The 18,829-nt window shown below is 71.9% G+C and carries 16 protein-coding genes and 4 tRNA genes; 13 read left to right on the forward strand and 7 right to left on the reverse strand.

What is annotated here, in order from left to right:
- Window position 1: 1 nt before the first annotated feature.
- The gene (gene rimK, locus HCU73_RS17825; RefSeq protein WP_168624840.1) at window positions 2-1,393 is read right to left on the reverse strand and encodes a 30S ribosomal protein S6--L-glutamate ligase; all 1,392 of its coding nucleotides are present in this window, start codon (window positions 1,391-1,393) and stop codon (window positions 2-4) included.
- A 172-nt stretch (window positions 1,394-1,565) separates the two neighbouring features.
- On the opposite strand from rimK, the gene HCU73_RS17830 reads away from it, so the two are divergent.
- Together HCU73_RS17830 and tgt are read left to right on the forward strand one after the other, a co-directional pair.
- Window positions 1,566-2,006 carry a lipocalin-like domain-containing protein gene (locus tag HCU73_RS17830; RefSeq protein ID WP_168624841.1) on the forward strand — a complete coding sequence of 147 codons (441 nt, stop codon included), beginning with the start codon at window positions 1,566-1,568 and terminating at the stop codon, window positions 2,004-2,006.
- A 46-nt stretch (window positions 2,007-2,052) separates the two neighbouring features.
- Entirely contained in the window at window positions 2,053-3,183 is a 1,131-nt protein-coding gene (gene tgt, locus HCU73_RS17835) for a tRNA guanosine(34) transglycosylase Tgt (RefSeq protein ID WP_168624842.1), read from the forward strand.
- A gap of 50 nt (window positions 3,184-3,233) precedes the next feature.
- On the opposite strand, the gene HCU73_RS17840 is transcribed toward tgt, so the two are convergent.
- Together HCU73_RS17840 and HCU73_RS17845 are read right to left on the reverse strand one after the other, a co-directional pair.
- Complete coding sequence (locus HCU73_RS17840; protein WP_168624843.1) at window positions 3,234-4,439, reverse strand: hypothetical protein; 1,206 nt, start codon at window positions 4,437-4,439, stop codon at window positions 3,234-3,236.
- Between the two features lie 87 nt (window positions 4,440-4,526).
- The gene (locus tag HCU73_RS17845; RefSeq protein WP_210730698.1) at window positions 4,527-6,215 is read right to left on the reverse strand and encodes a C-type lectin-like domain-containing protein; all 1,689 of its coding nucleotides are present in this window, start codon (window positions 6,213-6,215) and stop codon (window positions 4,527-4,529) included.
- A 413-nt stretch (window positions 6,216-6,628) separates the two neighbouring features.
- Between HCU73_RS17845 and lon the strand changes: the two genes are divergently transcribed.
- Window positions 6,629-8,965 (forward strand): endopeptidase La, encoded by a 2,337-nt coding sequence (lon, locus tag HCU73_RS17850; RefSeq protein WP_239025630.1) that lies wholly within the window; start codon window positions 6,629-6,631, stop codon window positions 8,963-8,965.
- A 103-nt stretch (window positions 8,966-9,068) separates the two neighbouring features.
- Here lon and HCU73_RS17855 read toward each other — a convergent pair whose 3' ends face one another.
- Together HCU73_RS17855 and HCU73_RS17860 are read right to left on the reverse strand one after the other, a co-directional pair.
- Complete coding sequence (locus HCU73_RS17855) at window positions 9,069-9,278, reverse strand: hypothetical protein (protein WP_168624846.1); 210 nt, start codon at window positions 9,276-9,278, stop codon at window positions 9,069-9,071.
- A gap of 339 nt (window positions 9,279-9,617) precedes the next feature.
- Window positions 9,618-9,827, reverse strand: coding sequence for a hypothetical protein (locus HCU73_RS17860; RefSeq protein ID WP_168624847.1), 210 nt, complete (start codon window positions 9,825-9,827; stop codon window positions 9,618-9,620).
- 563 nt (window positions 9,828-10,390) lie between these two features.
- On the opposite strand from HCU73_RS17860, the gene HCU73_RS17865 reads away from it, so the two are divergent.
- The 3 genes from HCU73_RS17865 (at window position 10,391) to HCU73_RS17875 (ending at window position 11,812) form a co-directional block, all read left to right on the forward strand.
- Window positions 10,391-11,110, forward strand: a complete 720-nt coding sequence (locus tag HCU73_RS17865) for a polysaccharide deacetylase family protein (protein ID WP_168624848.1) — start codon at window positions 10,391-10,393, stop codon at window positions 11,108-11,110.
- 97 nt (window positions 11,111-11,207) lie between these two features.
- Window positions 11,208-11,720, forward strand: coding sequence for an HU family DNA-binding protein (locus HCU73_RS17870; protein WP_168624849.1), 513 nt, complete (start codon window positions 11,208-11,210; stop codon window positions 11,718-11,720).
- Between the two features lie 17 nt (window positions 11,721-11,737).
- A tRNA-Val gene (locus tag HCU73_RS17875) sits at window positions 11,738-11,812 on the forward strand.
- A 22-nt stretch (window positions 11,813-11,834) separates the two neighbouring features.
- Here HCU73_RS17875 and HCU73_RS17880 read toward each other — a convergent pair.
- Window positions 11,835-12,299, reverse strand: a complete 465-nt coding sequence (locus tag HCU73_RS17880; protein ID WP_168624850.1) for a MaoC family dehydratase — start codon at window positions 12,297-12,299, stop codon at window positions 11,835-11,837.
- A 70-nt stretch (window positions 12,300-12,369) separates the two neighbouring features.
- On the opposite strand from HCU73_RS17880, the gene HCU73_RS17885 reads away from it, so the two are divergent.
- The 7 genes from HCU73_RS17885 (at window position 12,370) to HCU73_RS17915 (ending at window position 17,675) form a co-directional block, all read left to right on the forward strand.
- Window positions 12,370-12,445: transfer RNA gene (locus tag HCU73_RS17885), tRNA-Val, on the forward strand.
- An 84-nt stretch (window positions 12,446-12,529) separates the two neighbouring features.
- The gene (locus tag HCU73_RS17890) at window positions 12,530-13,963 is read left to right on the forward strand and encodes an alkaline phosphatase D family protein (protein ID WP_168624851.1); all 1,434 of its coding nucleotides are present in this window, start codon (window positions 12,530-12,532) and stop codon (window positions 13,961-13,963) included.
- Between the two features lie 139 nt (window positions 13,964-14,102).
- Complete coding sequence (locus tag HCU73_RS17895) at window positions 14,103-15,041, forward strand: pirin family protein (RefSeq protein WP_168624852.1); 939 nt, start codon at window positions 14,103-14,105, stop codon at window positions 15,039-15,041.
- Window positions 15,042-15,355: 314 nt separating this feature from the next.
- Window positions 15,356-16,315 carry a DMT family transporter gene (locus HCU73_RS17900; RefSeq protein ID WP_168624853.1) on the forward strand — a complete coding sequence of 320 codons (960 nt, stop codon included), beginning with the start codon at window positions 15,356-15,358 and terminating at the stop codon, window positions 16,313-16,315.
- Window positions 16,316-16,383: 68 nt separating this feature from the next.
- A tRNA-Asp gene (locus tag HCU73_RS17905) sits at window positions 16,384-16,460 on the forward strand.
- Between the two features lie 317 nt (window positions 16,461-16,777).
- Window positions 16,778-16,854, forward strand: a tRNA-Asp gene (locus HCU73_RS17910).
- Between the two features lie 116 nt (window positions 16,855-16,970).
- Window positions 16,971-17,675 carry a hypothetical protein gene (locus HCU73_RS17915; RefSeq protein WP_168624854.1) on the forward strand — a complete coding sequence of 235 codons (705 nt, stop codon included), beginning with the start codon at window positions 16,971-16,973 and terminating at the stop codon, window positions 17,673-17,675.
- Window positions 17,676-17,682: 7 nt separating this feature from the next.
- Here HCU73_RS17915 and mnmA read toward each other — a convergent pair whose 3' ends face one another.
- On the reverse strand, window positions 17,683-18,828 hold the full coding sequence (gene mnmA / locus HCU73_RS17920) for a tRNA 2-thiouridine(34) synthase MnmA (protein WP_168624855.1): 1,146 nt from the start codon (window positions 18,826-18,828) through the stop codon (window positions 17,683-17,685).
- Window position 18,829 lies beyond the last annotated feature (1 nt).

Here is an 18,829-nt window from a genome sequence, read left to right on the forward strand (position 1 = left end):
CTCAGGCCGCCGCCGCGCGGCGCTTGCGCACCGGGGCGGGGCGGACGCGGCGCTCGATCGCCTCGTAGAGCAGCGCGGGGATGTTCTTGCCCGTGGCCTGCTCGATCCCTTCCAGCCCGGGCGAGGAATTGACCTCCAGCACCTTGGGCCCGTCATGGCCGCGCAGCATGTCGACGCCGGCAAAGCCGAGGCCGAAGACGCGGGCGGCGCGCACCGCCGTCTCGCGTTCCTCGCGGGTGATGCGCACCGGCTGCGCGCGCCCGCCCCGGTGCAGGTTCGACCGGAACTCGCCGCCGCGCGCGGTGCGCTTCATCGCGGCCACCACGCGGCCGTCGACGACGAGGCAGCGGATGTCCTCGCCCGCGGCCTCGGCGACGAAGCTCTGCACGAGGAAATTCGCCCGCAGGCCGCGGAAGGCGTCGATCACCGACTGCGCGGCGGTGCGGGTCTCGGCCAGCACCACGCCCTTGCCTTGCGTCGATTCCAGCAGCTTGATCACCACCGGCCCCTCGCCGACCAGCGCGATCAGGTTGTCGGTGTCCTTGGGGCTGGCGGCAAAGGCGGTCTGCGGCATCCCGATGCGGGCCGCGGCCAGCATCTGGTGGGCGTGCAGCTTGTCGCGGCTGGCGGTGATGCCGGCGGCGCCGTTCACGCAATGGGTGCCCAACGTCTCGAACTGGCGCAGCACGGCGGCGCCGTAAGCGGTGATCGACGCGCCGATGCGCGGGATCACCGCGTCGTAGCGCGGCAGGCGCTGGCCGTCGCAATGCACCTCGGGCGCCAGCGCGTTCAGCGCCATGTAGCAGCGGGTGGTGTCGATCACCTCGACCGTGTGGCCGCGTTCCTCGCCCTCGGTGACGAGGCGGCGGGTGGAATAGTTGTCCTCGCGGCTGAGGACCGCGATGCGGAGCGCGCGCTGCGGCGCGGCCAGCTTGACCTCGGCGGTGTGGTAGACGTCGTAGCCCAGCCGCGGCTGGCAGAAGCTGTCGGCGGGGCTGATGCGCCAGCCGGGCTGGATCGCCTGCCGCCCGATCAGCATGCGGTAGGCCATGTTCGTCCGGTCGGTCAGCGTGACCTCGACGGGCACTTCGGTGTCGCCCATGCGCAGCGTGGTCTCGATCACGTAGCGCAGCTCCGACTCGCCGTTCGACGAGGTCACCTCGCGCCGGTCGCGGATCGGGGCCGAGCAGGCGATGGTCAGGTCGGTCCGCCCCGGCACCGGGTGCACGGCAAAGCGCAGCTTGGGCCGCGAGACGGGGCCGAAGGGTTCGATGTCGAAGGCATGGAGCGCCGAGGTGCGGGCGCCGGTGTCCACCTTGGCCTTGAGCGCCGGCAGCCCCAGCGCCGGCAGCGCCACCCATTCCTCCCAGCCGAGGATCAGCCCGTCGGTCATCTGCCTGTCTCTCCCTGTCCCCGGATTCGCGCGGTGGCGGCCGCTCTAGCCCGCCGGGGCGGGGGAGGAACAGGCCCCCCGCGCGCGGGTGGCGCGACGTCGCCCTGATCGCACCGCTCTGCGACGGGCGCATGTCATGCTAGGCTTGGCCCGGACGATACAGGAGAGCCCCATGCCGGACGACGACGCACCGCACCCGCTGATCGGCACATGGCGGATGGAGGCCTGGACCGGCGTCTTCCCCGACACGGGCGAAGGCTTCGACGCGCTGGGGCCCGCGCCGCTCGGCTACATCGCCTACCACGCGGACGGGCGGATGATGGCCACCGTCTTCGCCCGCGACCGGCTGGCCGCCCGCCCCGGCGGCTGGACCGACGCCGAGAAGGTGGCGCTGTTCGACACCATGCTCGCCTATGTCGCCCGCTGGCGGATCGAGGGCGACCGGGTGATCCACAGCGTCGAGGGGGCGTGGAACCCCAGCTGGCAGGTGGACCTGACCCGGCCCTTCACCCTGTCGGGCGACCGGCTGGAGATCGCGGGGGCGCCCTCGACCGATCCCGCGACCGGGCGCGACGTGGTCTACCGGATGGTGTTCCGCAAGGTCGTGGGCTGACCGCGCGGGCTTTGCTTTGCCGCCGTTCCGCACTATCGGGGGCGGCATGAGCGACCGTTTCTCCTTCCGCCTCTCCGCCACCTCGGGAAAGGCCCGCACCGGCGTGATCTCGACCCCGCGCGGGCAGATCCGCACGCCCGCCTTCATGCCCGTGGGCACCGCGGCGACCGTCAAGGCGATGCTGCCCGACAGCGTGGCGGCGACGGGCGCCGACATCCTCTTGGGCAACACCTATCACCTGATGCTGCGGCCGACCGCCGAGCGCATCGCGCGGCTGGGCGGGCTGCACCGGTTCATGAACTGGGACAAGCCGATCCTGACCGACTCGGGCGGGTTCCAGGTGATGAGCCTCGCGGAGCTGCGCAAGCTGACCGAGGAGGGCGTGACCTTCCGCAGCCATGTGGACGGGTCGAAGCACATGCTGTCGCCGGAACGGTCCATGGAGATCCAGAAGCTCCTCGGCTCCGACATCGTGATGTGCTTCGACGAATGCCCCGCGCTGCCCGCCGACCGCGACCGCATCGCGGAATCGATGCGCCTGTCGATGCGCTGGGCCGAGCGGTCCAAGGCGGCCTTCGGCGACCGGCCGGGCCATGCGCTGTTCGGTATCCAGCAGGGCGGGCTGGAGCGGGATTTCCGGGAGGAGAGCGCCGAGGCGCTCAAGGCGATCGGCTTCGACGGCTACGCGGTCGGCGGCCTTGCGGTGGGCGAGGGGCAGGAGGCGATGTTCGGCTGCCTCGACTTCGCGCCCGACATGCTGCCCGTGGACAAGCCCCGCTACCTGATGGGCGTGGGCAAGCCGGACGACATCGTGGGCGCGGTCGCCCGCGGGATCGACATGATGGACTGCGTGCTGCCGTCGCGCTCGGGGCGCACCGGGCAGGCCTTCACCCGGCGGGGCGTCGTGAACATCAAGAACGCCCGCCACGCCGACGACCCCCGGCCGCTCGACGCGGATTGCACCTGCCCCGCCTGCCGGGGCTACAGCCGCGCCTACCTGCACCACGTGTTCCGGGCGGGCGAGATCATTTCGTCCATGCTGCTGACCTGGCACAACCTGCACTACTACCAGGAGCTGATGGCGGGGATGCGCGCGGCCATCGCCGAGGACCGCTTCGCCGGCTTCGAGGCCGCGTTCCACGCCCAACGCGCCGAGGGTGATATCGAGCCCCTTTGACCGCGACCGGGCCCCGCGATGGGGGCCCGGCCCGTTGCCATCCGGCTGCGTCAGCGGCTGGCCGACCAGCCGTACTCGTAGCCGCCGCCGCTCTGGTTGAACTGGCCGCTGATCTGGCTGCCCGACACCGTCCCGACATAGTGCTGGTCCACGCCCGGGTTCGGGCGCAGGAATTCCACCCGGCCGCTGGCGGGGTCGAACAGGACGTTCAGGAGCGTCTCCTGCCGGCTGCCGAGGTTCATGATCCCGGTCCAGCCGCCGCCCGCCTGCTGGAAGCTGAGCGTGCCCGGGAAGCCGTTGGCGTTCACGTTCCACGTGCCGGCCAGCCCCGCGCCCTGCGGCGGCACGGGCGGCTGCGGTTGCGGCCCGCTCGGGATCGCGCGGACGCTGAGCGTGCCCATGCAGGCCTCCTGCCCGTAGCGGCCGACCCACACGTTGACCGTGCCGTTGGCCGACCGGCCCTCGATCTGCAGGCGGGGGTTCCAGTTGCCCGCGCTGTCGTCGTCGAAGCGCCACTGCTGGTCCGCCGTCCGCACCAGCATCGTGCCGTCGCAGCTGCCGTTGTAGGACAGCTCCAGCAGATAGCCGTCCATCTGCGACAGCTGCAGGGTGATCGCCGGGTTGGGGTCGACATAGCCCGTGCCGGTGATGGAACAGGACCAGAGCTCCGTCCGGCCCTGCGCGGGCACGCCGCCCAGCTGCTGCGGCGTGGTCAGCTGCGGGCCCGAGAAGTAGTGCACCTGCCCGACGCCGGCGGGGTTCGGGCAGCCGCCCTGCGGCACGGTGTTGCCCACGGCGCGCACGGTCAGGTTGGCCGGGCAGACGTCGTTGGCGTGGTAGGTGCCGAGCCAGAGATCGACCCGCCCCTCGACCGCGCCGAGGGTCAGCTGCGGCATCAGCCCCGTGCCGCCATCGTCGTTGAAGTGCCAGGCCCCGTCGGGGGTGTGGGCGATCAGGGTCGAGTCGCAGTCGGACTGCACGTCGAAGATCACGCCTGTGCCGCCCATCTGGTTGAAATAGAAGGTATAGTCGGGCGCCGCCTCGGCATAGCCGACGCCGCCGTAGATCTGCGGGCAGCCCGACAGGGGCACGAAGCCCTGCGCCGTCGCCGACAGCACCTGCGGCGTTTGCAGCTGGGCGGCGGAATACTGGATCGTGGCGCCGGTCATGCCGGTGCTGGGGCAGGCCTGGGCCAGCACCGCGGCCGCCAGCCAGAGCGCGGCGCCGGCGGCGAGGGTGGTAAGGGTGCGGTGCATGTGAGGGGTCCTCCTCTTGCGGACATGGGGGGGTGCGGGCTTCGGGGGCGCCGCCCCGGGTCGGCCGGGGCGGGCAGGGGGTGCGCCTCAGCGTTCCAGCACGAAACCGCGCAGGGGCACGTAGGGGTCGGCGTCGTTCAGGAGCGGCGCGGGGCTGGTGCCCCGGACCCACATGTTCAGGTGCGTCTCGCGGCCCTGGTGGTTGTCGGGCTGGCCCGGCGCCCAGGCGGTGAAGCCCCAGGGCTCGCCGGTGACCCACATCCACTGGCTGCCCTGCCGGTAGCCGCCGAGCCATGGCCCGACGAGGTAGCGGCCCTGTTCCAGCGACCAGGCGGCGGGGTTGTTGGCCACGGCAAAGACGGCCTGCAGCTCCTCGGGGCTGGTGACGGTGGCGAGGTGCCCGCCCATCTGCTGCGCGCGCAGCTGCGCCTGGTCGAAGGTGATCCCCTCGGGCACCACCACCAGCTCGAACCGGCCGCCGGTCGGGGGCTGGGGCGGCTGCGGCGCCATCGCGCCGCCCGACACGCGGGTGCCGTTCCAGGTGCCGCTGCCGCTGCCCGAGGTGCGGGTGTAGCTGCCGGTGAAGCTGCGCCCGTCGGGCGACAGCTCGAAGCGGATGGTGCCGTAGTCGGTGCCGTTGTCCTCGATGTAGGTGCCGGTCAGGACCGAGCCCGACACGGTGCCGGCGATCTGCCCGCCCGAGCAGCAGGTGTAGCTGCCCGTCACGCTGGCGCCGGTCTGGTGGATCGTCAGGGTGCCGGCCGCGTCGGTGTTCCAGACCCCGCCGAAGCCCGCGCCCGCCACCGGCGGCTGCGGCTGCGGCGGCGGCGCGGCGCCCCCGATCGCCGCGGCCTGCAGGTTCAGCGTGGCGGGGCAGGGCGTGGGCCCGTAGGTGCCGACCCACACGTCGACCCGCCCCTCCAGCGCCGTCGGCGGCACCAGCGAGATCGCGGGGTCGAGGTTGCCGTGCCCGTCGTCGTTGAAGTGCCACAGCCCGTCGGGGGTGCGCACCAGCATGGTCGAGTCGCACTGCGCGTCCACGGTCAGGTCCAGCCGCTGCCCCTGCATCCCCGACAGGTAGAAGCTGTAGGCGGGTGCCGGGTTGGCGTAGCCGGTCGTGCCGACGATGCCGCAGTCCGCCAGCCGGGTGCTGCCCGAGGCCTGCACCGGCAGGCTCTGCCGGGTCCAGAGCTGCTGGGCGGAAAAGGCGATGGTCTGGCCGGACAGGGACGGGTTCGGGCAGCCCGCCGCGGCGCCGCCCTGCGGCACGTCGCCCGCCTCGTCCGCCACGCCGGGGCCGCGGGCGGTCCGGAAGGTGATCGTTGCGGGGCAGCTGCCGCCGCCATAGGTGCCGATCCAGACATCCACCCGCCCGTTCAGGCGGCCCGGCCCGGTGATCGTCAGCTCCGGCATCAGGCTGCCGCCCGAATCGTCGTCGAAGACCCAGCCGCCGTCCGGCGTGTGCAGGAGCAGCGTCGAATCGCAGTCCGACTGCACCCCCACCGTCAGGGCGTAGCCGTCCATCATCGACAGGTGCAGCGACATCGTGGCTGCGTCGGCCGCGTAGCCGCGCGCGCCGGGGATGCCGCAGGCCGACAGGTCGCTGCCCCCCGTGGCCGCGGCCGAGAACGCCTGCCCGGCATAGAGATCGGCGCCGGCGTAGCTGAAGGCCGGCCCCGGGTAGAGCGACGAGGGGCAGGCCTCGGCGGCGGCGGCCGTGACCAACAGGCCGGCCGCGACGGCGAGGGCGGTCCAGGGGCGGGACGGGAGACTCATGATCATCACCTCTGACAAGTGTTGCACATGAAACTCTCCGGTCCGCGGCGGGCCCCGGCATTGACCCAGGTCAATCGCGCCCGGCGAAACCGGCGCGGCGTCCCGTCCTGGCCCGTCCGGGGCCGAGGGGGGCGTCGGTCCACAGCATTTTGTGGGGCGGGGCAGGGCGCACCGCTATCCCTCCCTTGCACGCCGGCCGCGGGGGGCGCATGGTAATGCCGAACGGGTGAGGCCGCCGGCAGTTGAAACCCCCCGCCGCGCGCCCCAAGTTAAGGCATCCTTACCCGGAGGGGGCCACGGCGGCTGCGCAGCCAGGGCCCGGCCCCCTTGCCAAGACCAAGGAAGGCGAACGCCAAGTGACCCAAGACACCTTTCCCGTCCTGCCGCTCCGCGACATCGTGGTCTTTCCCCACATGATCGTGCCGCTGTTCGTGGGCCGCGAGAAATCCGTCCGCGCCCTCGAGGAGGTGATGCAGGACGACAAGCAGATCCTGCTCTCGAGCCAGATCGACCCGTCCGTCGACGAACCCACCGCCGAGGGCATCTACCGCACCGGCGTGCTGGCCAACGTGCTGCAGCTCCTGAAGCTGCCCGACGGCACCGTGAAGGTGCTGGTCGAGGGCCGGCGCCGCGTGAAGATCGAGGCCTTCACCGCGACCGAGCCCTTCTTCGAGGCCCGCGTCGCGCCCCTGTCCGAGCGCCCCGGCGACGAGGCCGCGACCCGCGCGATGATCGGCGCGGTGGCCGAGGAGTTCGAGAAATACGCCAAGGTCAAGAAGAACATCCCCGAGGACGCCCTGACCACGGTCAGCGAGGCGACCGATCCGGCCAAGCTGGCCGACCTCGTGTCGGGGCACCTGGGCATCCAGGTGGGCCAGAAGCAGGAGCTTCTGGAAACCCTCGACGTGGCCGAGCGGCTCGAGAAGGTCTACGGCCTGATGCAGGGCGAGATGTCGGTCCTGCAGGTCGAGAAGAAGATCAAGTCCCGCGTCAAGTCGCAGATGGAGCGGACCCAGCGCGAGTACTACCTGAACGAGCAGATGAAGGCGATCCAGCGCGAGCTGGGTGACGGCGACGAGGGCGGCGAGGTGGCCGAACTCGAGGACCGCATCAACGCCACCCGTCTCTCCAAGGAAGCGCGCGAGAAGGCCGAGGCGGAGCTGAAGAAGCTCAAGAACATGTCGCCCATGTCGGCCGAGGCCACCGTGGTGCGCAACTACCTCGACTGGATGCTGTCGATCCCGTGGGGCGTGAAATCGCGCGTCAAGAAGGACCTCGGCCGCGCCGAGGCGATCCTCGACGCCGACCACTACGGGCTGGAGAAGGTCAAGGAGCGCATCGTCGAATACCTCGCCGTGCAGCAGCGCTCGGCCAAGCTGAAGGGGCCGATCCTGTGCCTCGTCGGCCCGCCCGGCGTGGGCAAGACCAGCCTGGGTAAATCGGTCGCCAAGGCCACGGGGCGCGAGTTCATCCGCATCTCGCTCGGCGGCGTGCGCGATGAATCCGAGATCCGCGGCCACCGCCGGACCTACATCGGCTCCATGCCCGGCAAGATCATCCAGGCGCTCAAGAAGGCCAAGACGACGAACCCCCTCATCCTGCTCGACGAGATCGACAAGATGGGCCAGGACTTCCGCGGCGACCCGGCCTCGGCGATGCTCGAGGTGCTGGACCCCGAACAGAACTCGACCTTCATGGACCATTATCTGGAGGTCGAATACGACCTCTCGAACGTGATGTTCCTGACCACGGCGAACTCCTACAACATGCCGGGGCCGCTGCTGGACCGGATGGAGATCATCCCGCTGGCGGGCTACACCGAGGACGAGAAGCGCGAGATCGCGAAACAGCACCTCGTGGCCAAGCAGATGAAGAACCACGGCCTGCGGTCGAAGGAATTCGAGCTGACCGAGCCGGCCGTGACCGACATCATCCGCTACTACACCCGCGAGGCGGGCGTGCGGAACCTCGAGCGCGAGATCGCCAAGCTCTGCCGCAAGGCGGTGACGACCATCGTCAAGAAGGAGGCGACGCGCGTCGTGGTGACGCCCGACAGCCTCGAGGACATGCTGGGCGTCAAGCGCTTCAAGTTCGGTCTGGCCGAGCGTGAGGACCAGATCGGCGTCGTCACCGGGCTCGCCTGGACCAGCGTGGGCGGCGACCTGTTGTCGATCGAGGCGTTGCGCCTGCCGGGCAAGGGCCGGATGAAGACCACCGGCAAGCTCGGCGAGGTGATGAAGGAATCGATCGACGCGGCGGCCAGCTACGTCCGGTCCATCGCGCCGAAGATCGGGGTCAAGCCGCCGCGGCTCGACCGCTGGGACATCCACGTCCACGTCCCCGAGGGCGCCACGCCCAAGGACGGGCCGAGCGCCGGCATCGCGATGGTGACCTCCATCGTGTCCGTGCTGACGCAGATCCCGGTGCGCAAGGACATCGCCATGACCGGCGAGGTCACGCTGCGGGGCAATGTGCTGCCCATCGGCGGGCTGAAGGAGAAGCTGCTGGCGGCGCTGCGCGGCGGCATCACCACGGTGCTGATCCCCGAGGAGAACGCCAAGGACCTGCCCGAGATCCCGGACAACGTGAAGGAGGGGATGACGATCATTCCCGTCAGCCACGTCTCCGAGGTTCTGGCCCGCGCGCTGGTGCGCCAGCCCGAGCCGATCGACTGGGACGAGGCCGCCGAGGAGGCCGCGGCGGCGGCACGGGCGGCCGAGACCGGGGGCGAGGGCGCGACCGCGCACTGATCCCGCCCGGCCCGGCAAGGGCCACGGACAAAAGAAGAGGGGCGCGCCGACCGGATCGGCGCGCCCCTTTCCTGTCGTCAGGCGGGATACATGGATCCCCGCGTCAGGCGGGATACATGAACATGTCCGAGCCGCGGTTGATCGTCAGGATCAGGAAGATCATGAACAGGATCGGCACCAGCAGGTGCCCCTGGTCCTCTTCCATCCCGCTGCGGATGGTCTCGACCGACATTTGCGGCTGCAGGCTTTGCGCCTGAACCGAGGCCGCGGTCAGCGACAGGCCGACGAACGCGGCGATTACCGTCTTTTTCATTCCGTGATGTCCCCAAGGTAGTCGTAGCAGATCGGGCCAGTCTTGCCCTGTCCGTTCCTGCGTCAAGGAATTTCTCGCCCGTGACGGCCTTTGCCGTCGTCCGGTGATGCGCCCCAGTGACAGCGCCGCGCCGCCCCCTGCGCGGCCGGTCGTGCCTGCGCCCGCAGGACGGCACGCCCGTTTTTCACGGCCCTCACCGGCCCATGCCACAGCTCGTGCTGCCGTGGCTCAGGGGCGCGCGGCAGGGGTGCGGACAGCACGACGTTCCGCCCCGCACGCGCGGGACGAACGCGGCTCAAGGCGCGCGCCGAGCGGGTCGGCGCGCCCCCGGTCCCTTTGTCAGAAGGGGCCCTGGAAGTAATCGGAACCGCGGTTGATCGTCAGGATCAGGAAGATCATGAACAGGATCGGCACCAGCAGGTGCCCCTGGTCTTCCTCCATCCCGCTGCGGATGGTCTCGACCGACATTTGCGGCTGCAGGCTTTGCGCCTGAACCGAGGCCGCGGTCAGCGACAGGCCGACGAACGCGGCGATTACCGTCTTTTTCATTCCGTGATGTCCCCAAGGTAGTCGAAGCAGATTGGTGCAGTCTTGGCCTACCCGTTGCGGCGTCAAGGTTTTTTTGCCCCGGGGGGCCGGGCGCGACCGACTGCCGACCGGGCCGGGGTGCGCCGCGCGCCGTCGATGGTGATCCCGGCGCGAAGCAGGGTGCCCGAACATCTTGGTGAGCAGGCGGTCGCATCCACAACATCTTGTAGGGCGTTGTTGGCGGATCCGGCGGGTCGCGGCTTCGGCGCTCCGGCGGGCGGCCCTGCGCCGGTGATCCCGGCGGCCCCCGCGCGCGCCGCCCGCGACCGCCGCACCCACTGCGCAGGGCAGGGCCGCCCCCGGGCGACCGCCGCCCGCCATGCCGCCGCACGGGTGATTCTCGCGGCGCGGCCCGGCCTGTGGCCCCTGTGCCGCTCCGGGCGGCAATATGCCCGGATCGGGGCCGAATCCCCTTGGTCTCTGCCGGGTCCGCGGGCAACCTGCGGAAAACACAGGCTGAAAGCCGAGGCATGTTCGGGCCGTTCCGCATAGACCGCCGCAGCCTCCTCCTTGGGGGGAGCGCGATGCTCGCCGCCCCGGCGCTGGCCCGGCCGGCGCAGGCCCAGCAGGCGCGCGCGGCGGCCGGACCTCTGGCGGCGCCCACCCCGATCACCGTCACCCGTGTCCGCACCGCCCGGCCGGTGCTGGCCCTGACCTTCGACGACGGCCCGCACCCGACGCTGACGCCCGAGCTGCTGGACATGCTCGCCGCGCGCGACATCCGGGCGACCTTCTTCGTCATCGGCAACCGCGTCGCGCGCCAGCCCGAGCTGACGCGCCGCATCGCCGACGAGGGGCACGAGATCGGCAACCACACCTGGTCGCACCCCAGCCTGTTCGGCCTGTCCGACGCCGCGCTGCTGAGCCAGCTCGACCGCACCTCGGTGGCGATCGACGACGCGGTCGGCCGGCCGCCCGTCACCATGCGCCCGCCCTACGGCAACCTCTACCCGCGCCAGCGCGCCCTGATCCACGCCGAGCGCAACCTGCCCACGGTGCTGTGGTCGGTCGACCCCGAGGACTGGCGCCGCCCCGGCTCGGCGGCGGTGGCCAGCCGCATCCTCGGGGCCAGCCACCCCGGCGCGCTGATCCTGGCCCATGACATCATCGCCGCCACCGTGCGCGCCATGCCCGCCACGCTGGACGGGCTGATCGCGCGGGGCTACCAGTTCGTGACCGTGTCCGAGCTGATCGGCTGGCCGCGATGGGACAGCCGCAACCTGCGCCTCGCCGCGCGCAGCTGAACCGCGGCGGCCTCTGGCGTTTTTCCCAGAATGCCCTAGCCTTGGCCGCGACCCCGGCGATCCGCGCCGCGGCACGGATTCGGAGAGGGACAGGACCATGGCGACACGCAAGGGCCCGGGCAAGGAGACTGTCGAGGGCGGGGTCGGCAAGGCCACCCCGGCGGGGCGGACGCGGCGGGTGCCGCGGGCCAAGGTGCCCGCGCCCAAGCCCGACCCCGCCCCCGAGACCGCCGCCGCGCGCCGGGCGCACCTGCGCGCCGTCGAGACGGCCGAGGCCGCCGACCCCGAGACCGCCGCGCCCGCGGCGCCCGATGACGGCACCGTCCGCCGCTCGGACCTGATCGAGGCGGTGGCGGCGCGGACCGCGCTCAAGCGCTCGGACGCCAAGGTGGTGATCGACCTGGTGCTGGACGAGATCGGCCGCGCGCTCGACCGCAGCGACGAGCTGGCGCTGACGCCCCTCGGCAAGCTGTCGGTGAAGAAGCGCAAGCCCGACGCCAGCGGCCCCGACATCCTGACCGTGCGGGTCCGCCGGCCGCGGGACGCGGGCGCCGAGGCGGGTGCCGATGGGGGCGAAACCCCCCTTGCGGACCCCGGCGAGGATGGCTAAAGACCACCGCACCCGGCGGGTGATTAGCTCAGTGGTAGAGCGCTTCGTTCACATCGAAGATGTCGGGAGTTCGAATCTCTCATCACCCACCACCTCCCCCTGTTCCGCCCGTCGTCAGAGCCGCATCAGGTAGCTCTGCTCGCCGTCGCAGACGAGCACGCCGTCCTGGTTGTGGATCGTCACCGCCACCGTCAGCACGCCGGTTGTGCGCTGCGGCTCCAGCCGGGTGATCTCGAAGGCGGGGTAGAGCGTGTCGCCGCAATGGACCGGCGCCAGGAAGCGCGAGGATTGCGCGACGAACCCGATCAGCGCCTCGCCCATCTGGTGGGCCAGCGGGCTCGCCCCGATCGCGGCCTGGATCAGCGTCTGGTAGCCATGCGCCAGCAGGTCGCGGTGCCCGGCGCGGGCGCAGTAGGCGCGGTCGTAGTGGATCGGGTGGTTGTCGCCCGAGGCGGCCTGGAAGGCGGCAAAGACGCCCTCGGTCATGGTGCGCGACGGCGCGCGGAACACCTCGCCCAGGCGGAAGTCGGCGAAGGGGCGTGGTGCGTGGGTGCGGTGCAGGGCAGGGTCGAAGGACATCGGCGGGGCGCTCCGGGCACCGGCCCCGGGCTTGCGCGGCGCGACGCCAGCGGCTAAGCCCGCGCCCGGCGGGTGGTTAGCTCAGTTGGTAGAGCGCTTCGTTTACACCGAAGATGTCGGGGGTTCGAGTCCCTCACCACCCACCAGCTCCCGCCCGCTGTCGCAGCCGTGATCCCGCGCCGCCGCCCGCCGCATTGCGGCGCGCCCCGCGGCGCGCTAGCTCCTCGCCCATGTCGCCGCTTCCCGCCCCCGTCATCGGCCCGATCCTGATCCTCGACGACGTGGCCGGGGGCCGGATGCGCCTGTCCGCGCTGGTCCTGTCCGAGGGCGCCGCGCCGCCCCCGCCGGTGGAGCTGGAGACGGGCGCCGTGGCCCTGCAGGCGCTGGCCGCCTGGGACGGGGTCACGGTCTGGCGCGCGCGCTTCGACCGGCCCGCCGACCGGCCCTCAAGCTACCGCTGGAACGGCACCGACCACGCGCTGCAGGGCGACCTGACCGGCGACCTGCGGCTGGCCTACGTGTCGTGCAACGGCGAGGAGGTGGGCGACCTCGACCGCGAAGGCTCCGAGCGCAACGCGATGTGGGCGCGGCTGTGCGAGGCGCACCGCCGGCGGCCGCTGTCGCTGCTGCTGCATGGCGGCGACCAGGTCTATGCCGACGAGGCGACCGAGGGGCACGAGCTCAGCCATGACTGGCCCGCGCGGCTGCCGGCCGACCCCTCGGCGGCGGCGCTGGCCGGCCTGCGCCGGCACCTGCGCGCGCGGTTCCTCGCCCGCTATGCCGCCCTCTATGCCGCGCCCGAGTTCGCCTGGCTGGCCGCCCGCGTGCCCTCGCTGATGCAGTGGGACGACCACGACATCTGCGACGGCTGGGGGTCGCTCCGGCGGTCGCGGACCTATTCGCCGGTGGGCCAGACCCTGTTCGCGGTCGCGCGGGAAAGTTTCCTCCTGTTCCAGCAGGCGGCAGTCGACGGCGACCTGCCGGCGCGCTTCGCCGATCCCGCCGGCCTGCACCTGGGCTGGGCCGTGCACGCGCCGGGTCTGCGCCTGCTGGCGCCCGATCTGCGGTCGGAACGGACGCGGCGGCAGATCCTCGGCCCGGGCGGCTGGGCGATGATGGAGGCCGAGGCCGCGCGCCCCGCCGAGGGCCACAGCTTCCTGATGTCGAGCGTGCCGCTGCTGGGGCCGCGCCTGTCGCTGCTCGAGGCGCTGATGGTCGCCATCCCGCGGATGCAGCGCTACGAGGACGACCTGCGCGACCAGTGGCAGAGCCGCGCCCACCGCGACGAATGGCGGCGGATGCTGCGCCTCGTGCGCGACCTCGCCCGGACCGACGGGCACGACATCACCGCCGTCTCGGGCGAGATCCACCTGGCCACGCGGGCGGTGATGGACCTGGGGCAGGGGCTGGTGCTGAACCAGCTGGTTGCCTCGGGCATCTCGCACCGCGCCCCGCCGAGGGCCTGGGCGCGGGTGCTCGGGGCGCTCGCCGCGCTTGGGGAAGACCCGTTGCCGGAAAACCCGATCCGGGTGGCGCGGCTGCCGGGCCAGCGGTCGCGCTACATCGCCGAGCGGAACTACCTGCTCCTGGAGCGGGAGGGCGACGCCTGGCAGGCGCGGTGGGAGCTGGAGGCCAGCGGGCTGACGCCGCCGCTGGCGCTGTGATCCCATTCGTGCGCGGGCGCACTTTTGCGGGCACGGCAGTGTGAACCGTGACACAGCGCACAGAAGCTGTGGAATATTCGGCCTCCGCAGACGGGCAGACCTCGCCTAGCTTGGGTGTATCCCGATCCAGGAGGCCGCCATGAGCTGGAACCCCGCCCTCGACCCCGACTGCCCGACCGGCGACGCCGTCGACGCCATCGAGACCCTGATCGTGCCGCGCGCCCGCGACCTCGGCGATTTCGAGGTGCGCCGCGCGCTGCCCGCGCCGAAGCGGCAGATGGTCGGCCCTTTCATCTTCTTCGACCAGATGGGCCCGGCCGAGTTCCTGACGGGGCAGGGGATCGACGTCCGCCCGCACCCGCACATCGGGCTGGCGACCGTGACCTACCTGTACCAGGGCCGGTTCCACCACCGCGACAGCCTCGGCACCGACCAGTGGATCGACCCCGGCGCGGTCAACCTGATGACGGCGGGCCACGGCATCACCCATTCCGAGCGGGTCGATGGCGACATGCTGAAGGCGCCCTATTCCATGTTCGGAATCCAGACCTGGATGGCCCTGCCGAAGGACGCCGAGGACAGCGCACCCGCCTTCGTCCACGCCGGCCGCGACGCGTTGCCGATTCTGGAGGGCGAGGGCAAGCGGCTGCGGCTGATCCTCGGCACGGCCTACGGCGAGCGCGCGCCGGTGCCGGTGGCCTCCGAGACCTTCTATATCGACGCGGTGCTTGAGCCCGGCGCGCGGTTGCCGATGCCCGACGACCACGAGGACCGGGGCGCCTATGTCGTGCAGGGCTCCGTCGAGATCGCGGGCGACAGCTACACGCCCGGGCAGATGATGGTGTTCCGCCCCGGCGACCGGGTGTCGCTCACCGCGGGGCCCGGGGGCGCGCGGCTGATGCTGCTGGGTGGCGCCACGCTGGAGGGGCCGCGGTTCATCTGGTGGAACTTCGTCGCCTCCTCGAAGGAGCGGATCGAGGCCGCCAAGGAAGCCTGGCGCGCGGGCGACTGGGAACATGGCCGGTTCCAGCTGCCGCCGACCGACCGCGACGAGTTCATCCCGCTGCCCGAGCGCTGACGGCGAACCGGCCTGCGACCCCGCCCCCCGGCATCGGCGATGCGCCGGAGGCTACGGCCCTGCGCGGGAGTTGCCCGAGGGCGATACGCAGAGCACCCGCCACCGGCCGAGCGTGACCCCGCCACGCCCCAAGACGGGGTGCGGGCCGCGCGCCCATCGGCAGCGCCGTGAACCGGCGGCGCACGGGGCGCAGGGTTGCCCCGCGCGCGGGCCCTTGCGGCGGCGACGGGCGCGGCGCAGGGTGCGCCCATGCGCCCCCCGCCATGCCCCGTCCGTCCTGCCGCGCGCCTGCCGTCCGATCCGGGGGCCGGGCGATGAGCGACCGGAGCCGGGCGATCCTGTTCGTCCTTGTCGCCGTGCTCTGCGGCTCGGTGAACGACATGGGCATCAAGATGCTGTCGGGCGACTACCCGCTGCACCAGACGGTGTTCTTCCGGTCCTCGGTCGCGCTGGCCGTCAGCCTCCTGTTCCTGTTCCGCGAGGGCGGATGGGTCCTGCTCAGGACCGACCGGCCGGGGCTGCACGCGCTGCGCGCCGGGCTGGTGATGGTGTCGAACCTGACCTTCTTCGCCGGCCTCGCGGTGATGCCCCTGGCCGCGGCCACCGCGCTGTTCTTCGTGGCGCCGCTGTTCATCACGCTCCTGGCCATCCCGATGCTGGGCGAGCCCGTGGGCCGGCACCGGATGGCGGCGGTGGTGGTGGGTCTGGCGGGGGTGGGGGTGATGATGGCCCCCGGCGTCGACTGGGGCGGGATCGGGCGGGCGAGCCTCATGCTGCCGCTGGCGGCGGCGGCCTGCTACAGCTGGATGCAGGTGCTGACGCGCAAGCTCGGCGCGCGCTCGGCCGCCTCGGCGATGGCGGTCTACATCCAGGCCTGCTTCCTGCTGGTCTCGGTGCTGTTCTTCGCCGTGGCCGGCGACGGGCGCTTTGCCGAGGGGGCGACGCACCCCTCGGTGGTGTTCCTGCTGCGCGCCTGGGTCTGGCCGGCGGTGGGCGACCTGTGGGTGTTCGGCCTGATCGGGGTGATGTCGGCGATGATAGGCTATTGCATGAGCATGGCCTACAAGCTCGGCACCGCCTCGGTCGTGGCCTCCTACGAATACGCCGCCCTGCCCATGGCGATCCTCTGGGGGTGGCTGGTGTTCGGCGAGGTGCCGCGCACGGCGGTCTGGATCGGGATCGCGTTGATCGCGGGGGCGGGGCTCTATGTCTTCGCGCGGGAACGGGCGCTCGACCGGGCGCTGGCCTCGGCGCGGCCGATCCGGCGGGGTTGAGGAAAAACCGCCCGCGGGGCGGATGGGCGCTTGACGGGGCGGGCCGGGGGCAATAGACGACCGCCCACGCGGTTGTAGCTCAGTTGGTTAGAGTACCGGCCTGTCACGCCGGGGGTCGCGGGTTCGAGCCCCGTCAACCGCGCCATTTTCTCCTTCTTGCGCTACCGCCCTTCGGGCTGCTTGAGCGCGGGTTTCCTCCCCCCCCCTTCGGTCGTGCTGCCTGGCGGGGGCCGGGCGCGGGCGTTTTCCTCGAGGAAAACGCACGGGAAACCTCGAGGTTTCCCGCACGGAAAACTCCAGTTTTCCGCCACGCGAACCTGCAGGTTCGCGCAGCCGCCGGGCCGGGCGCACCACCATGGAAGGCCCCGACCCGCGACCCTCGCCCGCCGCAACCGGCGATGCGAAAACCGGCCCGGGTGCCATTGACGCCGCCGCGGGGATTGCGTAAACGCACCCTCACGCGCGGTTGTAGCTCAGTCGGTTAGAGTACCGGCCTGTCACGCCGGGGGTCGCGGGTTCGAGCCCCGTCAACCGCGCCACTTCTCCCTTCTTCCTCTACCACCCCTCGGGCGGCGTCAGCGCGGGGACCTTGCGGCACCTCCCTGTCGCCCGCCGTCCGTTGGACGCCCCGCACCGCCGCGCTAGGCTCCTGCCCATGCGCGCGCTCCTCCTCGCCCTGTTCCTCGCCGCGCCGGCCCGGGCCGAGCCCGTGGTGCTGGACCCCGCTACCGTGCTGGCACTGGCCGCCGAGCCCTGGCGCGACCGGGCGTCGTTCCGCGACGGGCTCGAGGCGGCGCTTGGCCCCCTCACCGTCGAGATGCCGCGCCTGCCCGACGGCGCCCGCGACGTCGATCCCTTTCTCTGGTCGCTGACGGGCCGGTTCGGCGCGCCGCTGCCGGGCAGCCGCGTCGCCGGCGGCATCTTCGCCTGCTCGCGCTACGGCGTCGCCACCCGCGACACGCTGGCCGCCACCGCGCTGACCGACCCCGCCGCCTTCCTGCTGTTCGGTGCGACCCAGCCCGCCCATGACGACGCCACGGCCTGGCCCGAGGCGGGCGTCGCGCGGCTGGCCTGCATGATCACCTGGGACGACACGCGCCGGGTCGCCATCATCCCCGAGGTCGCGGCGCGGGCGGCGGTGGCGGCGCGGTTTGCCACCGTCACCCGCAGCGGCGACGCCGAGCTTTACGGGCCGGGCTGGCGGGACTACCCGCCGCAGTTCGGGGCCGACGGCTACCGGATCGAGGGGCGGGACGGCGCGGCCGACAGCGTGCTGGTGCTTGACCGCGCGACGATCGAGCTCCGCGTCAGCCACCAGGTGATCCGCTTCCGCGCCTTCCTGCTGAACGGCGGCGTGTGACGCGCCCTCAGCGCCCCTTCCAGATCCAGCCGCCGCCGAAGACGCGGCTGCCGTCGGGGCCGTAGAACACGCAGGCCTGGCCGGGGCTGACGCCTTCCTCGGCGGTCAGCAGCTCGACCTCGGCCTCGGTCTCCGAGACCGGCCGCACCACCGCCGGCCGCGGCGGGCGGGTGGAGCGGATCTTGACCTCGATGTCCCAGCTGTCGCGCGAGGTGAAGGGCGCGTCGCCCAGCCAGTTGATCTCGCGCACCGGCACCGTCCGGGTCGAGAGCGCATCCTTGGGGCCGACGACCACGCGGCGGGCGTCGGGGTCGAGCTTCACCACGTAGAGCGGGTCGGCCAGCCCGCCGATCCCCAGGCCCCGGCGCTGGCCGATGGTGTAATGGATCACGCCCCGGTGTTCCCCAAGGACGCGGCCTTCCATGTCCACGATCTCGCCCGGCTCGGCCGCGCCCGGGCGCAGCTTCTCGATCACGGCGGCATAGTCGCCATTCGGCACGAAGCAGATGTCCTGGCTGTCGGGCTTGTCGGCCACGGGCAGCCCGTATTTCGCCGCAAGCTCCCGGGTTTCGGCCTTGGAGGCCAGGTGCCCGAGCGGAAAGCGCAGGTAGTCGAGCTGTTCCGCCGTGGTCGAGAACAGGAAATACGACTGGTCGCGGCCCGCATCGGCCGCGCAGTGCAGCTCCGCGCCCGCGGCACCCATCTTGCGCTGGATGTAGTGGCCCGTCGCCATGCAGTCGGCGTCGAGGTCGCGGGCGGTCTCCAGCAGGTCCTTGAACTTCACGCGCTCGTTGCAGCGGATGCAGGGCACCGGCGTCGCGCCCGCAAGGTAGCTGTCGGCGAACTCGTCGATGACGGCTTCGCGGAAGGTGTTCTCGTAATCCAGCACGTAATGCGGAAAGCCCATGGCCTCGGCCACCCGGCGGGCGTCGTGGATGTCGCGCCCGGCGCAGCAGGCGCCCTTCTTGGCCAGCGCCGCGCCGTGGTCGTAAAGCTGCAGCGTGACGCCGACGACGTCGTAGCCCTCCTCGGCCAGCATCGCCGCCACCACCGACGAATCGACGCCGCCCGACATGGCCACGACCACCCGGGTTTCCGAGGGCGGCTTGGGAAAGCCGAGCGAATTCAGCGTGTCGGGCCGGTCGAGCGCCATG

The sequence above is a fragment of the Roseicyclus persicicus genome, assembly GCF_012395815.1.
In the GTDB taxonomy this organism is placed as follows: Bacteria; Pseudomonadota; Alphaproteobacteria; order Rhodobacterales; family Rhodobacteraceae; genus Roseicyclus; species Roseicyclus persicicus.